Source organism: Pseudomonas sp. PB3P13 (genome assembly GCF_054897735.1).
On sequence record NZ_CM142702.1, the window covers coordinates 3,794,158 to 3,812,811 of the forward strand.

Consider the following 18,654-nt stretch of genomic DNA (forward strand, 5'->3'; position numbering starts at 1 on the left):
GATCCATGAACGACGACTTGCGGGTCCGCTATGCCCTCACCCCCACGCTGCAAATCGCTTATGCGGAGCACGGCCCGACAACCGGCGATCCGGTGATACTGCTGCACGGTTTTCCGTATTCACCACGCGGCTTTGATGAGGTCGCCCCGCCGCTCGCCGCGCAGGGTTACCGGGTCATCGTGCCGTACCTGCGCGGCTACGGGCCGACCCGTTTCAACAATTGCGAGACCTTGCGTTCCGGCCAGCAAGCCGCTCTGGCGCAGGACTTGCTGGATCTGATGGACGCGCTCGGCATTCAGCAAGCCGCTTTGTGCGGCTACGATTGGGGCGGTCGGGCAGCGTGCATCGTGGCAGCGCTGTGGCCTGAGCGGGTGCGATGCCTGGTCAGCGGCGATGGTTACAACCTGCAGAACATTCCTGAATCGAGCCAGCCGCGCGATCCGGAAACCGAACATCGCCTGTGGTACCAATATTATTTCCATACGCCACGCGGCATCGAAGGCTTGACCGAGAATCGTCGAAGCCTGTGTGAGCTGCTCTGGAAATTGTGGTCGCCGACCTGGGCTGAAGGTCCCGAACTCTATCCGCTCAGCGCTCCCGCTTTCGATAATGCAGATTTCGTCGAGGTGGTGATCCATTCTTATCGCCATCGTTTCATGTATGCCCCCGGCGATCCTGCACTGGAGTGGCTGGAGGAAGCGCTGATGAAACAACCGATGATCAGCGTGCCAACCATTTCACTGTGTGGCGCGGACGATGGCGTGGGCCCGGCAGCCGAAATCGATGAGGACATCGAGCATTTCAGCGGCCCCTACGAGCGTCGCGTGCTACCGGGCGTAGGCCATAACATTCCTGAAGAAGCGCCTGAAGCGACCGTCAAAGCGCTGCTGGACCTGCTGCAGCGCTAACGGAAAATCGCTCGCGATAGGCTTGCGGCGTCACGCCCATGGAGCGCAGAAAACTGCGCCGCAAGGTTTCTTCGCTGCCGAACCCGCATTGCATCGCGACGCGTTTGATTGGCGTAGCCGTGTCGCTGAGCAAGCGCCGCGCAGTCTCGACCCGGATCAGTTCAACTGCCCGCGCCGGCGTCTGTCCGGTATCCGCGCGATAATGGCGGACAAAGCTGCGTTCGCTCATGCCCACCTGCCCGGCGAGTGTCGGGATGCCCAGGTCCATGGCGAGGTTTTCGCTGATCCAGGCGTGCAGTTCATCGAAACGGTTGCCCGCCCTTTGCAAGGACAGGGTCACACTGAACTGCGATTGACCGCCGGGACGTTTGAGGAACACCACCAGCTGCCGCGCAACTTCCAGAGCCATTGCGCGACCGAGGTCCTCTTCCACCATGGCCAGCGCCAGGTCGATGCCGGCGGTGACCCCGGCCGAGGTCCATACCGGCCCGTCATTAATGAAAATAGGGTCGGGCTCTACCCGCAACTGCGGATGCTGCCGCGCCAGCTGTTCACAGCGCGTCCAGTGGGTTACTACACGCCGCCCGTCAAGCCAGCCACTGGCGGCCAGCAGGAATGCCCCAGTGCAGACCGAGGCGATCCGTCGGCAGCTCACCGCATGCTCGCGCAGCCACGTTACCAGCGCCTCGTCTTCTGCCGCCGCGTAGACGCCCCAGCCTCCCGCGACAATCACCGTGTCGCCGCCCTGCTGGGGCAACGGTTCGGCCAGCAGCGCCAGGCCTGCTGAAGACTGCACTGCACCGCCGCCAGCAGCGATCACAGTGGGCGCGTAAGGCGGCGGCAAACCGTTATGCCCGGCAATGTCATTAGCCGAGGCAAACACTTGCAACGGACCGGTGACGTCAAGCAGCTGCACGTTGGTGAAAGCGAGCACGTGAATAGCCTTGGGCATTTGGCGTGATTCGTGGGGTAATTGGCGTATGCGCCAGATCCTACGACGCTATGGTGAAGCCGTCCACCCACCTCATGAGAATTACACCATGACGTTGCAGATCGGTTTCTTACTATTCCCCCAGGTGCAGCAACTTGACCTGACAGGGCCGTTCGATGTGCTGGCTTCATTGCCGGATGTGAAGGTGCATTTGATCTGGAAAGACTTGATGCCGGTCACGGCCAGCACTGGCCTTATGCTGAAACCGACCATCACCTACGCCGAATGCCCTCGGCTGGACGTGATTTGCGTGCCCGGCGGTAGCGGCGTCGGTCCACTGATGGAAGATGACGAGACGCTCGATTTCATCAAGATGGAGGCAGCCAGCGCGCGATATGTCACTTCGGTGTGCACCGGTGCGCTAGTGCTTGGCGCCGCGGGTCTGCTCAAGGGCAAAAGGGCCACCACCCACTGGGCCTATCACCCGTTGCTCGCACCACTGGGAGCGATTCCCGTAATGGAGAGAGTGGTGCGTGACGGTAACCTGTTGACGGGGGGCGGAATCACTGCCGGGATTGATTTCGCCCTGACGCTGGCCGCTGAATTGTTCGACAAGGACACCGCGCAACTGGTGCAGCTGCAACTTGAATATGCACCCGCGCCGCCCTTTAACTCGGGCACACCGCACACGGCTCCAGCCCACATCGTGCAGGAGGCCAATCGGCGTTCGTCGCAATCGCTGCTGCAGCGCACACAGATTACCGAGCGGGTGTCAGCGGCACTGCAATCGTAGCGTTGAAAAGATCGAGAGCGTGAATGTTCAATTTTCGACAGGCGAAAAAAAACCCGCCAGAGGCGGGTTTTTCCAAGACCATTGTCGACTCCCTGTCGATAGCTAATCCTTGCTGATGGTCGATCATCCATGATCCTGAAGCGCTCCCTGTGCTTCAGTTGATGGGGTCAGATTACGCATCGGATCCAATTTGGCATAGAAGACATCGCTACCATCGCGTGTAAGACATTCGCTATACCTGCTGCTGTATTTGTCGATTGAAACGCTGTGCGTGAGTGGCAGTGGGCACTAGCGCCCAGCGGTTCAACCATGATTCAAACATTCAGCGGTCAAATTCCTGCAGCTTTCGAGCGTTGGTTGTTTTGATGAATTCTTCAATGTTGCCCATTTGTTCATCCCAGCCACGACTGTCCATGCGGAAAGCCTTGAGCCGACGCGATTGGGGTATGTGATCGAAACCGGATTCGGTGACTTTCAACAAGGTGCCTTCATCGAGGTCTTCCAGCTCGAATTTGACCAGCGTAGTTGGTTCCTGGGTGTAATCGATATCCGGCTCGACCGCGTACGGGTGCCAGCGAAATGAAAATACCCGCTCCGGCTCGACCCGCTCCACCAGAACATTCCACAGCAAATGCTCATAACCGGGATACGTGATCTGTCCCTGGGTCCAGTCACCGGCAACAAAACGCTTGCCCTCAAGTGCCACGCCAAACCATTGCCCGAATGCTTCTGCATTTGCCAGCACGCGCCAGACGTGTGAGCGCGGGGCTTTGAGCACAATCTTTCTTTCAATTCGATCTGATGCGGGATTCATAACTCACCTCCTGTCATTAACAGTAGGCCTGTAAGACCACAAGACCAACATTAAAGTTGTACAACGGACGTCACAATCGACCGTCCTGCAATATTCGGCTACGCCTGCATCTATAAGTTCTGCTCTCGCGTCAGGTAGCAATGCAACAACTGGATAGCGGTTCGCTACACTGCTTGTCAATTTCCCATGTCATAGCGAGAATCCTATGCAAGCACGTTTTCTCTGGGCATTGACGCCTTGGTTGTTCACACCGCTGGCCTCGGCTGCGGATTGCGACAATGCGACCGATCAGGCAACCATGAATCAGTGCGCGGCCCAGCAGAACAAGGCTGCGGACAGGGAACTGAACGCGCTTTACCAGCAAATCACGGCGCGTTTGAAGGGCAGTCCGGATAACAAGAAGCGCTTGGTAGGCGCACAGCGTGCGTGGATTGCGTTTCGCGACGCCGAGTGCAAGTTCTCCGCCTCAGGCGGGGCCGGTGGCAGTGTGTATCCGCTGATATACAGTAACTGCCTCACTAACCTGACCAAAGCGCGGGTGGAAACCTTCAAGGGTTATCTGAAATGCCCGGAAGGTGATATGAGCTGCCCGGTACCGGGAATTTGACGGTTTTCGCTTATTGAAATCTGCACAATTGCTCTCACGGGATGTCCTGTGGGAGCGGGGGGCTTGAACAGGTTTCGAGCTCGGCGTTTTGTGGACCTGTTGCATATCTGCTGGGGGTATTTTTCGGCAGACAACTTTCCTGCGGACAAAACAAAACCCCTACCTGCATACGCAGATAGGGGTTTCTGAATTTAATCTTGACGATGACCTACTCTCACATGGGGAAACCCCACACTACCATCGGCGATGCATCGTTTCACTGCTGAGTTCGGGATGGGATCAGGTGGTTCCAATGCTCTATGGTCGTCAAGAAATTCGGTAGCCAGGTCGTGGGCCTTTTCAGGTTCACGCTCCAGCGAATGGGTATGCGATAGTTTGTGTGCTGCTGGTGAGTACAACCTGCGAACTTTCGGTTCATGTCGTCTTCACACACCGCAATCTGGTGCCCTTTCGCTTGTTAGCTCAAAGCCTGCAAATTGCTTGGGTGTTATATGGTCAAGCCTCACGGGCAATTAGTATTGGTTAGCTCAACGCCTCACAGCGCTTACACACCCAACCTATCAACGTCGTAGTCTTCGACGGCCCTTCAGGGGACTCAAGGTCCCAGTGAGATCTCATCTTGAGGCTAGTTTCCCGCTTAGATGCTTTCAGCGGTTATCTATTCCGAACATAGCTACCCGGCAATGCCACTGGCGTGACAACCGGAACACCAGAGGTTCGTCCACTCCGGTCCTCTCGTACTAGGAGCAGCCCCTCTCAAATCTCAAACGTCCACGGCAGATAGGGACCGAACTGTCTCACGACGTTCTAAACCCAGCTCGCGTACCACTTTAAATGGCGAACAGCCATACCCTTGGGACCGGCTTCAGCCCCAGGATGTGATGAGCCGACATCGAGGTGCCAAACACCGCCGTCGATATGAACTCTTGGGCGGTATCAGCCTGTTATCCCCGGAGTACCTTTTATCCGTTGAGCGATGGCCCTTCCATACAGAACCACCGGATCACTAAGACCTACTTTCGTACCTGCTCGACGTGTCTGTCTCGCAGTCAAGCGCGCTTTTGCCTTTATACTCTACGACCGATTTCCGACCGGTCTGAGCGCACCTTCGTACTCCTCCGTTACTCTTTAGGAGGAGACCGCCCCAGTCAAACTACCCACCATACACTGTCCTCGATCCGGATAACGGACCTGAGTTAGAACCTCAAAGTTGCCAGGGTGGTATTTCAAGGTTGGCTCCACGCGAACTGGCGTCCACGCTTCAAAGCCTCCCACCTATCCTACACAAGCAAATTCAAAGTCCAGTGCAAAGCTATAGTAAAGGTTCACGGGGTCTTTCCGTCTAGCCGCGGATACACTGCATCTTCACAGCGATTTCAATTTCACTGAGTCTCGGGTGGAGACAGCGCCGCCATCGTTACGCCATTCGTGCAGGTCGGAACTTACCCGACAAGGAATTTCGCTACCTTAGGACCGTTATAGTTACGGCCGCCGTTTACCGGGGCTTCGATCAAGAGCTTCGCGTTAGCTAACCCCATCAATTAACCTTCCGGCACCGGGCAGGCGTCACACCCTATACGTCCACTTTCGTGTTTGCAGAGTGCTGTGTTTTTAATAAACAGTCGCAGCGGCCTGGTATCTTCGACCGGCATGAGCTTACGGAGCAAGTCCTTCACCCTCACCGGCGCACCTTCTCCCGAAGTTACGGTGCCATTTTGCCTAGTTCCTTCACCCGAGTTCTCTCAAGCGCCTTGGTATTCTCTACCCAACCACCTGTGTCGGTTTGGGGTACGGTTCCTGGTTACCTGAAGCTTAGAAGCTTTTCTTGGAAGCATGGCATCAACCACTTCGTGTTCTAAAAGAACACTCGTCATCAGCTCTCGGCCTTAAGATCCCGGATTTACCTAAGATCTCAGCCTACCACCTTAAACTTGGACAACCAACGCCAAGCTGGCCTAGCCTTCTCCGTCCCTCCATCGCAATAACCAGAAGTACAGGAATATTAACCTGTTTTCCATCGACTACGCTTTTCAGCCTCGCCTTAGGGACCGACTAACCCTGCGTCGATTAACGTTGCGCAGGAAACCTTGGTCTTTCGGCGTGGGTGTTTTTCACACCCATTGTCGTTACTCATGTCAGCATTCGCACTTCTGATACCTCCAGCAAGCTTCTCAACTCACCTTCACAGGCTTACAGAACGCTCCTCTACCGCATCACCTAAGTGATACCCGTAGCTTCGGTGTATGGTTTGAGCCCCGTTACATCTTCCGCGCAGGCCGACTCGACTAGTGAGCTATTACGCTTTCTTTAAAGGGTGGCTGCTTCTAAGCCAACCTCCTAGCTGTCTAAGCCTTCCCACATCGTTTCCCACTTAACCATAACTTTGGGACCTTAGCTGACGGTCTGGGTTGTTTCCCTTTTCACGACGGACGTTAGCACCCGCCGTGTGTCTCCCATGCTCGGCACTTGTAGGTATTCGGAGTTTGCATCGGTTTGGTAAGTCGGGATGACCCCCTAGCCGAAACAGTGCTCTACCCCCTACAGTGATACATGAGGCGCTACCTAAATAGCTTTCGAGGAGAACCAGCTATCTCCGAGCTTGATTAGCCTTTCACTCCGATCCACAGGTCATCCGCTAACTTTTCAACGGTAGTCGGTTCGGTCCTCCAGTTAGTGTTACCCAACCTTCAACCTGCCCATGGATAGATCGCCCGGTTTCGGGTCTATTCCCAGCGACTAGACGCCCTATTAAGACTCGCTTTCGCTACGCCTCCCCTATTCGGTTAAGCTCGCCACTGAAAATAAGTCGCTGACCCATTATACAAAAGGTACGCAGTCACCCAACAAAGTGGGCTCCCACTGCTTGTACGCATACGGTTTCAGGATCTATTTCACTCCCCTCTCCGGGGTTCTTTTCGCCTTTCCCTCACGGTACTAGTTCACTATCGGTCAGTCAGTAGTATTTAGCCTTGGAGGATGGTCCCCCCATATTCAGACAAAGTTTCTCGTGCTCCGTCCTACTCGATTTCATGACAATAAGATTTTCGCGTACAGGGCTATCACCCACTATGGCCGCACTTTCCAGAGCGTTCCGCTAATCTTAAAGCCACTTAAGGGCTAGTCCCCGTTCGCTCGCCACTACTAAGGGAATCTCGGTTGATTTCTTTTCCTCAGGGTACTTAGATGTTTCAGTTCCCCTGGTTCGCTTCTTAAGCCTATGTATTCAGCTTAAGATACCTAACTTGTGTTAGGTGGGTTCCCCCATTCAGACATCTCCGGATCAAAGTCTGTTTGCCGACTCCCCGAAGCTTTTCGCAGGCTACCACGTCTTTCATCGCCTCTGACTGCCAAGGCATCCACCGTATGCGCTTCTTCACTTGACCATATAACCCCAAGCAATCTGGTTATACTGTGAAGACGACATTCGCCGAAAATTCGCAATACTCTTAAGAGCAACTCACAAATTTTACCTTAGCCTGAGCCCCACCAGTGAAAGTGGGGGCCAGTCTATCTTTCTATCACATACCCAAATTTTTAAAGAACGATCTAATCAAAGACTAGAAATCAATATTCTCGATGGAATACTCATTTCTAAACTCTAACGGCACAAAGCAGTTTATGGTGGAGCCAAGCGGGATCGAACCGCTGACCTCCTGCGTGCAAGGCAGGCGCTCTCCCAGCTGAGCTATGGCCCCATAACAAAATTGGTGGGTCTGGGCAGATTCGAACTGCCGACCTCACCCTTATCAGGGGTGCGCTCTAACCAACTGAGCTACAGACCCAATTTCGAGCTTGTAACTGTTAGCCATGAGCTATCAGCTTGGAGCTTAAAGCTGCTTCTATCGTCTTCTTCAATGAATCAAGCAATTCGTGTGGGAGCTCATGGAGCAGCTGATGTCGTCGATTAAGGAGGTGATCCAGCCGCAGGTTCCCCTACGGCTACCTTGTTACGACTTCACCCCAGTCATGAATCACACCGTGGTAACCGTCCTCCCGAAGGTTAGACTAGCTACTTCTGGTGCAACCCACTCCCATGGTGTGACGGGCGGTGTGTACAAGGCCCGGGAACGTATTCACCGCGACATTCTGATTCGCGATTACTAGCGATTCCGACTTCACGCAGTCGAGTTGCAGACTGCGATCCGGACTACGATCGGTTTTCTGGGATTAGCTCCACCTCGCGGCTTGGCAACCCTCTGTACCGACCATTGTAGCACGTGTGTAGCCCAGGCCGTAAGGGCCATGATGACTTGACGTCATCCCCACCTTCCTCCGGTTTGTCACCGGCAGTCTCCTTAGAGTGCCCACCATAACGTGCTGGTAACTAAGGACAAGGGTTGCGCTCGTTACGGGACTTAACCCAACATCTCACGACACGAGCTGACGACAGCCATGCAGCACCTGTCTCAATGTTCCCGAAGGCACCAATCCATCTCTGGAAAGTTCATTGGATGTCAAGGCCTGGTAAGGTTCTTCGCGTTGCTTCGAATTAAACCACATGCTCCACCGCTTGTGCGGGCCCCCGTCAATTCATTTGAGTTTTAACCTTGCGGCCGTACTCCCCAGGCGGTCAACTTAATGCGTTAGCTGCGCCACTAAGAGCTCAAGGCTCCCAACGGCTAGTTGACATCGTTTACGGCGTGGACTACCAGGGTATCTAATCCTGTTTGCTCCCCACGCTTTCGCACCTCAGTGTCAGTATCAGTCCAGGTGGTCGCCTTCGCCACTGGTGTTCCTTCCTATATCTACGCATTTCACCGCTACACAGGAAATTCCACCACCCTCTACCATACTCTAGCTTGTCAGTTTTGAATGCAGTTCCCAGGTTGAGCCCGGGGATTTCACATCCAACTTAACAAACCACCTACGCGCGCTTTACGCCCAGTAATTCCGATTAACGCTTGCACCCTCTGTATTACCGCGGCTGCTGGCACAGAGTTAGCCGGTGCTTATTCTGTCGGTAACGTCAAAACAGCAAAGTATTAATTTACTGCCCTTCCTCCCAACTTAAAGTGCTTTACAATCCGAAGACCTTCTTCACACACGCGGCATGGCTGGATCAGGCTTTCGCCCATTGTCCAATATTCCCCACTGCTGCCTCCCGTAGGAGTCTGGACCGTGTCTCAGTTCCAGTGTGACTGATCATCCTCTCAGACCAGTTACGGATCGTCGCCTTGGTGAGCCATTACCTCACCAACTAGCTAATCCGACCTAGGCTCATCTGATAGCGCAAGGCCCGAAGGTCCCCTGCTTTCTCCCGTAGGACGTATGCGGTATTAGCGTCCGTTTCCGAGCGTTATCCCCCACTACCAGGCAGATTCCTAGGCATTACTCACCCGTCCGCCGCTCTCAAGAGAAGCAAGCTTCTCTCTACCGCTCGACTTGCATGTGTTAGGCCTGCCGCCAGCGTTCAATCTGAGCCATGATCAAACTCTTCAGTTCAAACATCTTTGGGTTTTTAAGAAACCCTAAACTTGGCTCAGCAATCGTTGGTTACATCTTTGATTTCTCGCGGAGTAACTTGTGATGCTGATAATCTTGTTGACTATCAGTCTGACTCCACAAGCACCCACACGAATTGCTTGATTCAGTTGTTAAAGAGCGGTTGGTTAAGATCTTTCGTCTCAACCGAGGCGCGCATTTTACAGCGCTCCGTGTATCTGTCAAGCGGTTATTTCAAGAAGTTTTCAAAGTTTCGCTGGGAAATCCTTAACAACTTCAACCACTTGCGCTTCCGATCTCTCGTTAGCGGGAGGCGAATTCTACAGCGTTACTCGCTGCTGTCAACACCTCTTTTTCTCCGCTTTCGACCGAGAAGATCGAATCGTCAAAAGAGCCCAACAACACCGCCCTTTTAACTCCTTCCAGGCTTCGATGACCTGAAGCAAGCTGCTGTCGAAAACTGCGTAACTCTTTGTTTACCAATGAGTTTTCCGTTTCGACTGCGCCGGAAGTGGGGCGAATTATAGACGTCCAGAATTTGCCGTCAACCCCTGATCTCACCTTTCCAGCAACAAACACAAATTCACTGCTTATATATAGATGCAACCCTAGATAATGCGCAGTATATTGCTCAACTCGGAATTCAACCTCTCGCTCTCTGCCCACGGATGATGCTTTGCCATGAACAACCAACCCCGCAGCCTTGGATCTACCCTGTACTCGGTTGGCCTTCTATTGATAGCCATGGCATCTATTCAGTCCGGCGCCTCCCTGGCGAAAAGCATGTTCCCGGTCGTCGGCGCGCAGGGTACGACCACCCTGCGGCTGATTTTCGCCAGCCTGATCATGCTGATATTGCTAAGACCGTGGCGCGCAAAGCTGAACGCTCAGTCGTTACGTACCGTCATCATCTACGGGATGGCACTGGGCGGCATGAACTTCCTCTTCTATATGTCCTTGCGCACCGTTCCGCTAGGTATCGCTGTGGCGCTCGAATTCACCGGGCCTTTGGCCGTAGCGATCTACGCGTCACGGCGGGCAATCGACTTTTTGTGGATAGCCCTGGCCGCCGCCGGGTTGCTACTACTGATACCGACCGGGGCAGCAACCGCCGGTATTGATCTGGTGGGTGCGGGTTATGCGCTAGGCGCGGGTGTCTGTTGGGCCTTGTATATCCTGTTCGGCCAAAAAGCCGGTGCCGATAACGGCGTTCAGACGGCGGCCTTGGGCGTCATGATCGCCGCGTTGTTCGTGGCCCCCATCGGTATCGTCCATGCCGGGGCTGCGCTACTGACGCCTTCGCTCATTCCGGTGGCCATCGGCGTCGCGCTCCTGTCCACCGCCCTGCCCTACACCTTAGAGATGGTCGCTCTCACTCGACTGCCCACGCGGACGTTCGGCACGCTGATGAGCGTCGAACCGGCAATCGGCGCGCTGTCAGGGTTGCTCTTCCTTCAGGAGTACCTGACGTTTTCACAATGGATGGCCATCCTGTGCATCATTCTCGCGTCAGTCGGGGCAACCATGACCATGGCCAGCACCGCAACGCCGGCGGTTGCGGCAGATTGATGTCGAATTTTATGCAGGTCTGGTATTTGCCGAGCAATTAGGCCATGTTTAGAACGCTCACCAGTGTCGAACATGGATTTTTGAAGACAGGGATATCAGAACGCTTCAAGCGCAAGTGAATACGGCCAGACCCGGGCGTGAAGATCCGGGGACGCCTTAAGGATAGTTATGAAACGAATTTTGCTACTGATCGCGGTGCTCGTGATTGCGGGCTGCGCGGCAACATCGGAACCCCAAACCAAACGCGGCAAGAAAGGGTTGCATATCAATTGCTCAGGGCTGTCTTCCGCCTGGAGCAAGTGTCACACCAGCGCAGCCAACTCCTGCGCGCCGAAAGGCTACAAGGTCATTGCCAAATCAGGGGATGGGGTAGAAGAGCCTGGCGATTATCCTTTTGGCCTCAACCCGGCCGGTTACACCAGCCGCAGCATGATCGTAATTTGCAAATAAGTCATACCGTCCGCGGGCTTGCCATCTGGCGCTCGATCTCCTCGTAACTGCACTTCAGCACCGTGCGCTGTACGTCTGGACTGGCCAGCATCCGGGCTACGACCAGCGCACCGATGCACTGCGAGAGGATCGCCCACGCGAGACTGTCGCTCTCCAGTGTTTCAGCCCAACGCTTCTGCAGCAGGCAAATCCAGTGTTCTGCCTGCTGGCGCACTACCACATCGGAGCGGGCGATTTCGGCGCCCAACGCCGGTAATGCGCAGCCGGCTTCCGGGTGCTCGACATGGGCCATGCTCAGATAATGCTTGAGACAGCGCCGAAGCCGCTCGCGATCCTGGTCCGCGCCCAACCGGCCCATGCTTTGGCAGAGTTCACGCTCGACAATCGAAGCGAAGAGCTCATCCTTTGACGAGAAGTGACTGTAAAACGCCCCGCCGCTTAAACCTATTGCCTTCATCAAGCCATCGACACCAACGGTCGAGAAGCCCGACTTCTTGGCCAACACCGCGCTGCTGTCGAGTAACTTCTCTTTGGTTTCCAACTTGTGACTGGCCGAATACCGCATTGCCTTACCCTCAGGATTAATCGCCTTGACGCCTGCCGGATCGTAGCATAACGTTCGTTTAGTTAACGATCGTTTAGCAAAGGGTCTACCCATGAATAACAAGAAGGTCGTACTGGTCGTCGGCGCGGGTGATGCCACAGGCGGCGCCATTGCCAAGCGTTTTGCGCAAGAAGGATTCACCGCCTGCGTAACACGACGTAGCGCTGATAAATTGCAACCGTTAGTGGATTCAATCCACGCCGATGGTGGTGAAGCTCATGGTTTCGCTTGCGATGCGCGCAAGGAAGAGGACGTCATTGCCCTGGTCGAGCAGATTGAGAGCGAGATAGGCCCGATCGAGGCTTTTGTTTTCAACATAGGCGCCAATGTACCCTGCAGTATTCTTGAAGAGACTGCGCGCAAATATTTCAAGATTTGGGAAATGGCCTGTTTCTCCGGGTTTCTCAATGCCCGGGAAGTGGCCAAGCGCATGGCCACACGCCAACGGGGCACGATCCTTTTCACCGGCGCCACTGCCGGCTTGCGTGGTGCCGCCGGTTTCGCAGCCTTCGCCGGTGCCAAGCATGGCATCCGCGCACTGGCTCAGAGCATGGCTCGAGAATTAGGACCGATGAATATCCATGTGGCTCATGTAGTCGTCGATGGTGCCATCGACACTGACTTTATTCGCGAGAGCTTTCCGGAGAAGTACGCAACCAAAGATCAGGACGGCATTCTCGACCCCGAGCACATCGCCGAGAATTACTGGTATCTCCACAGCCAGCCGCGGGACGCGTGGACTTTCGAGCTCGATCTGCGTCCCTGGAACGAACGCTGGTAAATCATCCTGAAAACAATAATGAGTGCGTGATGACCATGAGCAAAACCGTGGAGTTCTACTTCGACCTTGGCAGCCCCGCCACTTATCTGGCCTACACCCAGCTGCCGCAAATCTGCTCACAGGCAGACGCTCGACTGATCTACATTCCGATCCTGCTGGGTGGCGTTTTCAAAGCCACCGGGAATGCGTCTCCGGCGACTATCCCGGCCAAGGGTCGCTATATGTTTCAAGACCTGGGTCGCTTCGCCAAACGCTACGGCGTGCCACTGAAATTCAATCCGCACTTCCCCATCAATACGCTGCTGCTGATGCGCGCCGTCACGGGCATGCAATTGCGCCACCCCGAGCGATTTCAGGCGTTCATTGACTGTCTGTTTGAAGCGCTGTGGGTTGACGGTCTCAGCCTTGACGATCCGTCGACGATTGCCTCAGTACTATCGCGCAACGGGTTCGACCCTGTTGCAGTGCTGGCCCTGACTGCGGACGAGGAAGTCAAAGCCACCCTCAAGGAAAAAACCGGGCAAGCGGTACAGCGCGGCGTTTTTGGCGCGCCGAGCATGTTTGTCGACGATCAGCTGTTCTTCGGCCAGGATCGGCTGGATTTTGTCATCGAAGCTTTGCGTTAAATCTCGATGCTCTACGGGATGAGCCAGGCGCTGCAACAGCGCCTGAAACTCAACTCATTCAAATTGCCGCTGTACGCGTGTTCAACCAGTCAAGCGCTGCACCGTCGAGTAACGGGCTGAGGCGCTGGCGGACTTCGGCGTGGTAGGCGTTGAACCACTCTTTCTCATCCAGCGTCAGCAACGAAGGCTCCAGGCAACGTGTGTCGATCGGGCACAGCGTCAACGTTTCAAATTTGAGGAATTCGCCAAATTCGCTGGTGCCGGCTTCACGGTTCAAAACCAGGTTTTCGATCCGCACACCCCAGCGGCCCGGACGGTAGGTGCCCGGTTCGATAGACGTGATCATCCCCGGTTGCATCGCCGTTTGTGGTGCAGCAGAGGCTTGATAGGCGATGACTTGCGGGCCTTCGTGCACGTTGAGGAAGTAGCCGACGCCATGCCCGGTGCCGTGACCGTAGTCGACGCTTTCTGCCCAGATCGGCGCCCGGGCAATCGCATCCAGCAATGGCGAGAGGATGCCGCGAGGAAATTGTGCCCGGGACAGCGCGATAACGCCTTTCAGCACCCGCGTGCAATCGCGCTTTTGCTCCTCGGTTGGCGTGCCGACCGGGACCATTCGCGTGATGTCGGTGGTGCCACCGAGGTATTGACCGCCTGAGTCGATCAGCAACAGACCGTCACCCTCGATGACTGCATGCTCTTCTTCGGTCGCGTGGTAATGCGGCATCGCTCCATTGGCGTTAAACGCGGCGATGGTATTGAAGCTAAGCGACACATAATCCGGGCGACGCATGCGGGCGGCGGTCAGGTGCTCATCGATGGTCAGTTCAGTGATGCGTTCACGTCCCCACGCCGACTCCAGCCAGGCGAAGAACTCGCAGAGCGCTGCGCCGTCCTGCTCCATGGCTTTACGAATGTGTTCGGCATCGGCCAGACTTTTCTGCGATTTGGCCAATGTGGTCGGGTTCAGGCCTTCAAGCAGTGCGACGCCGCTGTCCAGATTGTCCAGCAGGCCCGCCGTCACACGCGCCGGATCGACCTGCAGGCTCGAGCCACCTGGCACCGCGCGCAAGGCATCGGCCACTTCGTTGTAATCGCGCAGGGTGACGCCGTCCGCTTCAAGGATGGCACGCAATTCACCGCTGACTTTGCTCAAGGCTACAAACAGGGTGGCCTGGTCCTGGCTGATCAGGGCGAACGAAACAAAAACCGGGTTGAACGACACATCGCCGCCGCGCAGGTTGAACAGCCAGGCGATGTCATCCAGGGTCGCAATAAAATGCCAGTCGGCACCGCGCGCTTTCAACGCTTCGCGCAGCTTGCCGAGTTTTTCGACACGGCTGATGGTTGCCTGGGGCGGCAAGTGCTGGTAGATCGGCTCGTTCGGCAGACTCGGGCGATCACGCCAGACTTCGCTCAACAAATCCAGGTCGGTGCGCAGCCGTGCGCCGCGTTGTTCAAGTTTGTCGCCCAGCGTGCGCGCCGACACCAAGGCCATCACCGCGCCATCTACCGCAACGACCCCACCCTCAGGCGTTTGCTCGGCCAGCCAGTCCAGCGGGCCAGGTTGCCCCGGCTGCAACTTCACCAGTTCGATGCCGCTGCCATTGAGTTCTTTGGTGGCCTGCTCCCAATAACGGCTGTCAGCCCAGACGCCGGCGAAGTCCGCTGTAACGATCAAAGTGCCGACCGAGCCGTGGAAACCCGACAGCCATTGTCGCCCTTGCCAGTAGCCGGGCAGGTATTCCGAAAGGTGTGGATCGGCCGACGGCACCAGCAGCGCATGAATGCCCTCCCGGCTCATCAGTTCGCGGGTGTGCGCCAGACGCTCGGGCACCGATCCGTTGATCGAAGGCTGCGTACTCATCGTGTCTCCTGCTAATCACTGCCTATTATTGTTGAGTGCCGATCGATGTCGGCGCGTTCAAGGTCCTGTCGCCCAGAAGGCCGGGGCGCTGACGCAGGCCGCTTTAATCAGTTGAATCGCTTGGTCGATGTCCTGCTCCGTGGTGAAGCGTCCCAGGCTCAAGCGAATGGTGCGACCTGCCGAACGGGCATCATGCCCCATGGCCAGCAACACGTGCGAAGGCGTGTTACTCGCAGAATTGCAGGCCGAGGTCGCGGAAAATGCGATCGAGGTGGCCAATGCGGCGGAACTGAACTCACCTTCGTTGAAGGTCAGGCTCAAGGTGTGAGGAATGCGTCGGGTGGCGCAGCCATTCAGGCGTACGCCCGGAAGGCTCAATAACGGCCCGAGCAAACGCTCGCGCAGACGCTCGATCCCGGCATGCTCTTGCTCGAACACTTGCGCAGCCAGCACGAAGGCGGCGCCCATCCCGGCAATCTGATGAGTCGCCAATGTCCCAGAGCGCAGGCCACCTTCGTGCCCGCCGCCGTGAATCTGCGCCTGCAAGCGCTGCTGCGCACGCGAGCCGACATAAAGCGCGCCGATTCCTTTGGGGCCATAGACCTTGTGCGCCGAAAAGGACATCAGGTCCACCGGCAAACTGGCCAGATCAATGGCCACTTTGCCGGCACCTTGCGCGGCGTCGACATGAAACAGCGCATCACGCGCGCGCACTGCCTCGCCGATCGCCGCAATGTCAGTCACGGTACCCAACTCGTTGTTGACCAGCATCAGTGACACCAGAAACGTGTCCTCACGCAGGGCATCGCTGACCGCTTGCGCAGTGATCAAGCCGTCCGCGTCCGGCATCAGGTAAGTGACCGAAACGCCGGCGTCCTGCAACTGGCTGGCCGTGTCCAGAATGGCCTTGTGTTCGACCTGGCTGGTGATGACGTGACCGCCGCCAGCCGCACGAGCCTGGGCCACGCCCTTGAGTGCAAGATTGTTGGATTCGGTCGCCCCGGACGTCCAGACAATCTGCTGCGCCTGAGCACCGACCAGTGCAGCCACTTGCTGCCGCCCCTGCTCGACCGTTTGCCGGGCCTGCTGGCCGAACGCATGGGAGCTGGACGCCGGATTGCCAAAATTGCCGGAAAAACCCAGACACTCGACCATGACCTGAATGACTCGCTCATCCACCGGAGTGGTGGCGGCGTAGTCGAAATACAACGGACGTTTGTTCATAAAAGACTCGCAGAGCTTTTCCGGGATCAGCGGCTGGAAAGAGCACACAGCAATACCTGATCGGATGCGTTAAAAAAGTACGACTTCAGTAAAAAGTGCGTAGGAACGCTCCTGAAGTCGAGCTTAACAGGCATCGGCCAACCGGTTGAAGCAATGCATCAGCTAAAGCTTTCAAGCAACAACGGATACAGCGAGACCACCAGCAGCGTCGCCATGCCCCAATTGAACAGGCGCAACCAGCGCCGATCCTTCAAGACGTTGCGCAACAGCGTGCCACAAGCGGCCCACACACTCACACTGGGCAGGTTGATCAGCGCGAACACGGCGGCAATCACGATCACGTTGGTGAAATAGCCCTGCATCGGCGTGTAGGTGCTGATTGCTCCGATGGCCATGATCCATGCCTTGGGATTGACCCATTGGAACGCCGCCGCCCCCAGATAGCTGATCGGTGTGGCGTCGCTTCGTTCTGCGTCGGAGACCGGGCCCGAGTGGGCAATTTTCCACGCGAGGTACAACAGATACGCGGCGCCCACATAGCGCAGCACCGTGTAAAGCAACGGATAGGTTTGAAACACCGCTCCCAAACCAAAACCCACAGCGACGACCAACACGAAGAAGCCACAGGTGATACCGAGCATATGGGGAATGGTGCGGTGGAAACCGAAGTTCACGCCCGATGCCAGCAACATGGTGTTATTGGGGCCGGGAGTGATCGAAGTGACCAGGGCAAACAGGGCGAAGCCGAGCAGCATATCGAGCGAGAGCGTCATGGGTGGCAGTCCATCAGGGTCAGTCAGGTAACGACCCTATCGCACGCCCCGGAATAAACCCACGGACAGTTGCGTGAAACTTCGAGCAGTACAGTCGCTCAGCTTGGACGACCGTGAAGTTGCACGGCACGTTCCGCGTTCATTTCGCCTTGTTTATCGAAGCTGAACGATTTTTGTGGCTCGCCCAGCAGTGCGGCTTTTTTCACATGGTACTCGTCGAAGGACAAACCGCGACGGTTCAGCGCCTCGAGCGCCAACTGGCGGGTTTCTTCGGCGGTGTAGGGGCGCAGTTCCGGCGCAACGTGAGTGGCGCATCCACTGAGAACGGAGACGGCAAGCATCAGGCAAGTGGCGAGGAGTGTTTTCATGTCGGGGGTCCTGGAATCTGGGTTCGGGGCAATGAACACAGGCTACCCGGGCATCAGGACGAGCAGAAATCAACGCTCTCGATAGTCGCTATCGAGTTTGGCTAATGCTCCGGAAAATCTGCTGCTCGTCGGCCTGTCAGGCGACCAAAAGGGGCTGACCTATAGTTATCCGACTGGAAGCCGGCACGCCCGGTTTCCCACTGTTCACCATCAACAGGGAGAGCCGTCATGAGCGTCAAACCGATTCCTGAGGGTTATCACAGCATCACCCCCTATCTGGGAATTCACAAAGCCGCAGAAGCCATCGATTTCTATAAAAAAGCCTTTGGCGCCAGCGAGGTCATGCGCCTGGCCATGCCGGATGGCGGCATCGGCCATGCGGAACTGCGTATTGGCGACAGCGCCATCATGCTGGGCACGCCGTGCGATCAAGGGCCGTTGAGCAACCCGGACTCGTCCCCGTCAGTGGGCCTGCATTTATATGTCAGCGATGTCGACACGTCCTGGAAACAGGCTATCGACGCTGGCGCGACCGTGGTGTCCGAGGTGAAGGATCAGTTCTATGGCGACCGGTCGGGAACCTTGAAGGATCCTTATGGGCATCTGTGGTTTCTGGCGACGCACAAGGAGGATTTGACCCAGGAGCAGATCGAGCAGCGCGCGAAGGAGATGTTCCAGCAGGGTTGAAGGCTCGCAAGCACAGTGTTTTTGGGGGCACGCTTGATCGCGATAGCGGTACAGCGCGACAGGGATGCTGGCTGGCCCACCGCTTCAAGCTGTGCTCCTATCGCTATTTAGCGAACAAGAAACATTTTCTTTCATGTTTGCGTTCGGGATTTTTGATTCTCATTCGTCTTATATAGATGCAGGCGGTTCGCGTAGGCAACAGCCACGGCC

15 protein-coding genes, 2 tRNA genes and 3 rRNA genes are annotated in these 18,654 nt (G+C 56.2%); 8 read left to right on the forward strand and 12 right to left on the reverse strand.

What is annotated here, in order from left to right:
• Window positions 1-5: 5 nt before the first annotated feature.
• Window positions 6-908, forward strand: coding sequence for an alpha/beta fold hydrolase (locus tag ACYZT1_RS17355; RefSeq protein ID WP_462015906.1), 903 nt, complete (start codon window positions 6-8; stop codon window positions 906-908).
• Here ACYZT1_RS17355 and ACYZT1_RS17360 read toward each other — a convergent pair.
• Entirely contained in the window at window positions 877-1,860 is a 984-nt protein-coding gene (locus ACYZT1_RS17360) for a GlxA family transcriptional regulator (protein ID WP_462015907.1), read from the reverse strand. The two genes, ACYZT1_RS17355 and ACYZT1_RS17360, sit on opposite strands and share 32 nt — an antisense overlap.
• 88 nt (window positions 1,861-1,948) lie before the next feature.
• Here ACYZT1_RS17360 and inhA point away from each other — a divergent pair, with 88 nt between their 5' ends.
• Complete coding sequence (gene inhA, locus ACYZT1_RS17365; RefSeq protein WP_462015908.1) at window positions 1,949-2,632, forward strand: isonitrile hydratase; 684 nt, start codon at window positions 1,949-1,951, stop codon at window positions 2,630-2,632.
• 322 nt (window positions 2,633-2,954) lie between these two features.
• Here the strand turns inward: inhA and ACYZT1_RS17370 are convergent, their stop codons facing one another.
• A complete protein-coding gene (locus ACYZT1_RS17370) occupies window positions 2,955-3,446 on the reverse strand; it encodes an SRPBCC family protein (protein ID WP_462015909.1) in 492 nt (163 codons plus the stop codon).
• A 205-nt stretch (window positions 3,447-3,651) separates the two neighbouring features.
• Between ACYZT1_RS17370 and ACYZT1_RS17375 the strand changes: the two genes are divergently transcribed.
• Window positions 3,652-4,053: a lysozyme inhibitor LprI family protein gene (locus ACYZT1_RS17375; protein WP_462015910.1), complete on the forward strand. Its 402-nt coding sequence runs from the start codon at window positions 3,652-3,654 to the stop codon at window positions 4,051-4,053.
• A gap of 195 nt (window positions 4,054-4,248) precedes the next feature.
• Here ACYZT1_RS17375 and rrf read toward each other — a convergent pair.
• From rrf to ACYZT1_RS17400, 5 genes are all read right to left on the reverse strand, one after another.
• Window positions 4,249-4,364, reverse strand: a 5S ribosomal RNA gene (gene rrf / locus ACYZT1_RS17380).
• 180 nt (window positions 4,365-4,544) lie between these two features.
• Window positions 4,545-7,436 (reverse strand): 23S ribosomal RNA (locus ACYZT1_RS17385).
• A 236-nt stretch (window positions 7,437-7,672) separates the two neighbouring features.
• Window positions 7,673-7,748 (reverse strand) — tRNA-Ala (locus tag ACYZT1_RS17390).
• Window positions 7,749-7,758: 10 nt separating this feature from the next.
• A tRNA-Ile gene (locus ACYZT1_RS17395) sits at window positions 7,759-7,835 on the reverse strand.
• Between the two features lie 123 nt (window positions 7,836-7,958).
• Window positions 7,959-9,495 (reverse strand): 16S ribosomal RNA (locus tag ACYZT1_RS17400).
• Together the 16S, 23S and 5S rRNA genes with 2 tRNA genes alongside form the textbook arrangement of a ribosomal RNA operon.
• 681 nt (window positions 9,496-10,176) lie before the next feature.
• Here ACYZT1_RS17400 and rhtA point away from each other — a divergent pair.
• Together rhtA and ACYZT1_RS17410 are read left to right on the forward strand one after the other, a co-directional pair.
• Window positions 10,177-11,064, forward strand: coding sequence for a threonine/homoserine exporter RhtA (gene rhtA / locus ACYZT1_RS17405; RefSeq protein ID WP_462015911.1), 888 nt, complete (start codon window positions 10,177-10,179; stop codon window positions 11,062-11,064).
• Between the two features lie 168 nt (window positions 11,065-11,232).
• Complete coding sequence (locus ACYZT1_RS17410; RefSeq protein WP_462015912.1) at window positions 11,233-11,514, forward strand: hypothetical protein; 282 nt, start codon at window positions 11,233-11,235, stop codon at window positions 11,512-11,514.
• A 1-nt stretch (window position 11,515) separates the two neighbouring features.
• Here ACYZT1_RS17410 and ACYZT1_RS17415 read toward each other — a convergent pair whose 3' ends face one another.
• Complete coding sequence (locus ACYZT1_RS17415; RefSeq protein WP_462015913.1) at window positions 11,516-12,079, reverse strand: TetR/AcrR family transcriptional regulator; 564 nt, start codon at window positions 12,077-12,079, stop codon at window positions 11,516-11,518.
• A 91-nt stretch (window positions 12,080-12,170) separates the two neighbouring features.
• Here ACYZT1_RS17415 and ACYZT1_RS17420 point away from each other — a divergent pair, with 91 nt between their 5' ends.
• Complete coding sequence (locus ACYZT1_RS17420; protein WP_462015914.1) at window positions 12,171-12,899, forward strand: SDR family oxidoreductase; 729 nt, start codon at window positions 12,171-12,173, stop codon at window positions 12,897-12,899.
• A 35-nt stretch (window positions 12,900-12,934) separates the two neighbouring features.
• Complete coding sequence (locus ACYZT1_RS17425; RefSeq protein WP_462019272.1) at window positions 12,935-13,525, forward strand: 2-hydroxychromene-2-carboxylate isomerase; 591 nt, start codon at window positions 12,935-12,937, stop codon at window positions 13,523-13,525.
• 58 nt (window positions 13,526-13,583) lie between these two features.
• On the opposite strand, the gene ACYZT1_RS17430 is transcribed toward ACYZT1_RS17425, so the two are convergent.
• From ACYZT1_RS17430 to ACYZT1_RS17445, 4 genes are all read right to left on the reverse strand, one after another.
• Window positions 13,584-15,392: a M24 family metallopeptidase gene (locus ACYZT1_RS17430; RefSeq protein ID WP_462015915.1), complete on the reverse strand. Its 1,809-nt coding sequence runs from the start codon at window positions 15,390-15,392 to the stop codon at window positions 13,584-13,586.
• A gap of 57 nt (window positions 15,393-15,449) precedes the next feature.
• Entirely contained in the window at window positions 15,450-16,616 is a 1,167-nt protein-coding gene (locus tag ACYZT1_RS17435) for an aminotransferase class V-fold PLP-dependent enzyme (protein WP_462015916.1), read from the reverse strand.
• A 158-nt stretch (window positions 16,617-16,774) separates the two neighbouring features.
• Complete coding sequence (locus ACYZT1_RS17440) at window positions 16,775-17,389, reverse strand: LysE family translocator (protein ID WP_462015917.1); 615 nt, start codon at window positions 17,387-17,389, stop codon at window positions 16,775-16,777.
• 98 nt (window positions 17,390-17,487) lie between these two features.
• Entirely contained in the window at window positions 17,488-17,757 is a 270-nt protein-coding gene (locus tag ACYZT1_RS17445; protein ID WP_462015918.1) for a hypothetical protein, read from the reverse strand.
• 228 nt (window positions 17,758-17,985) lie between these two features.
• Here ACYZT1_RS17445 and ACYZT1_RS17450 point away from each other — a divergent pair, with 228 nt between their 5' ends.
• Entirely contained in the window at window positions 17,986-18,444 is a 459-nt protein-coding gene (locus tag ACYZT1_RS17450; protein ID WP_462015919.1) for a VOC family protein, read from the forward strand.
• Window positions 18,445-18,654: the final 210 nt, after the last annotated feature.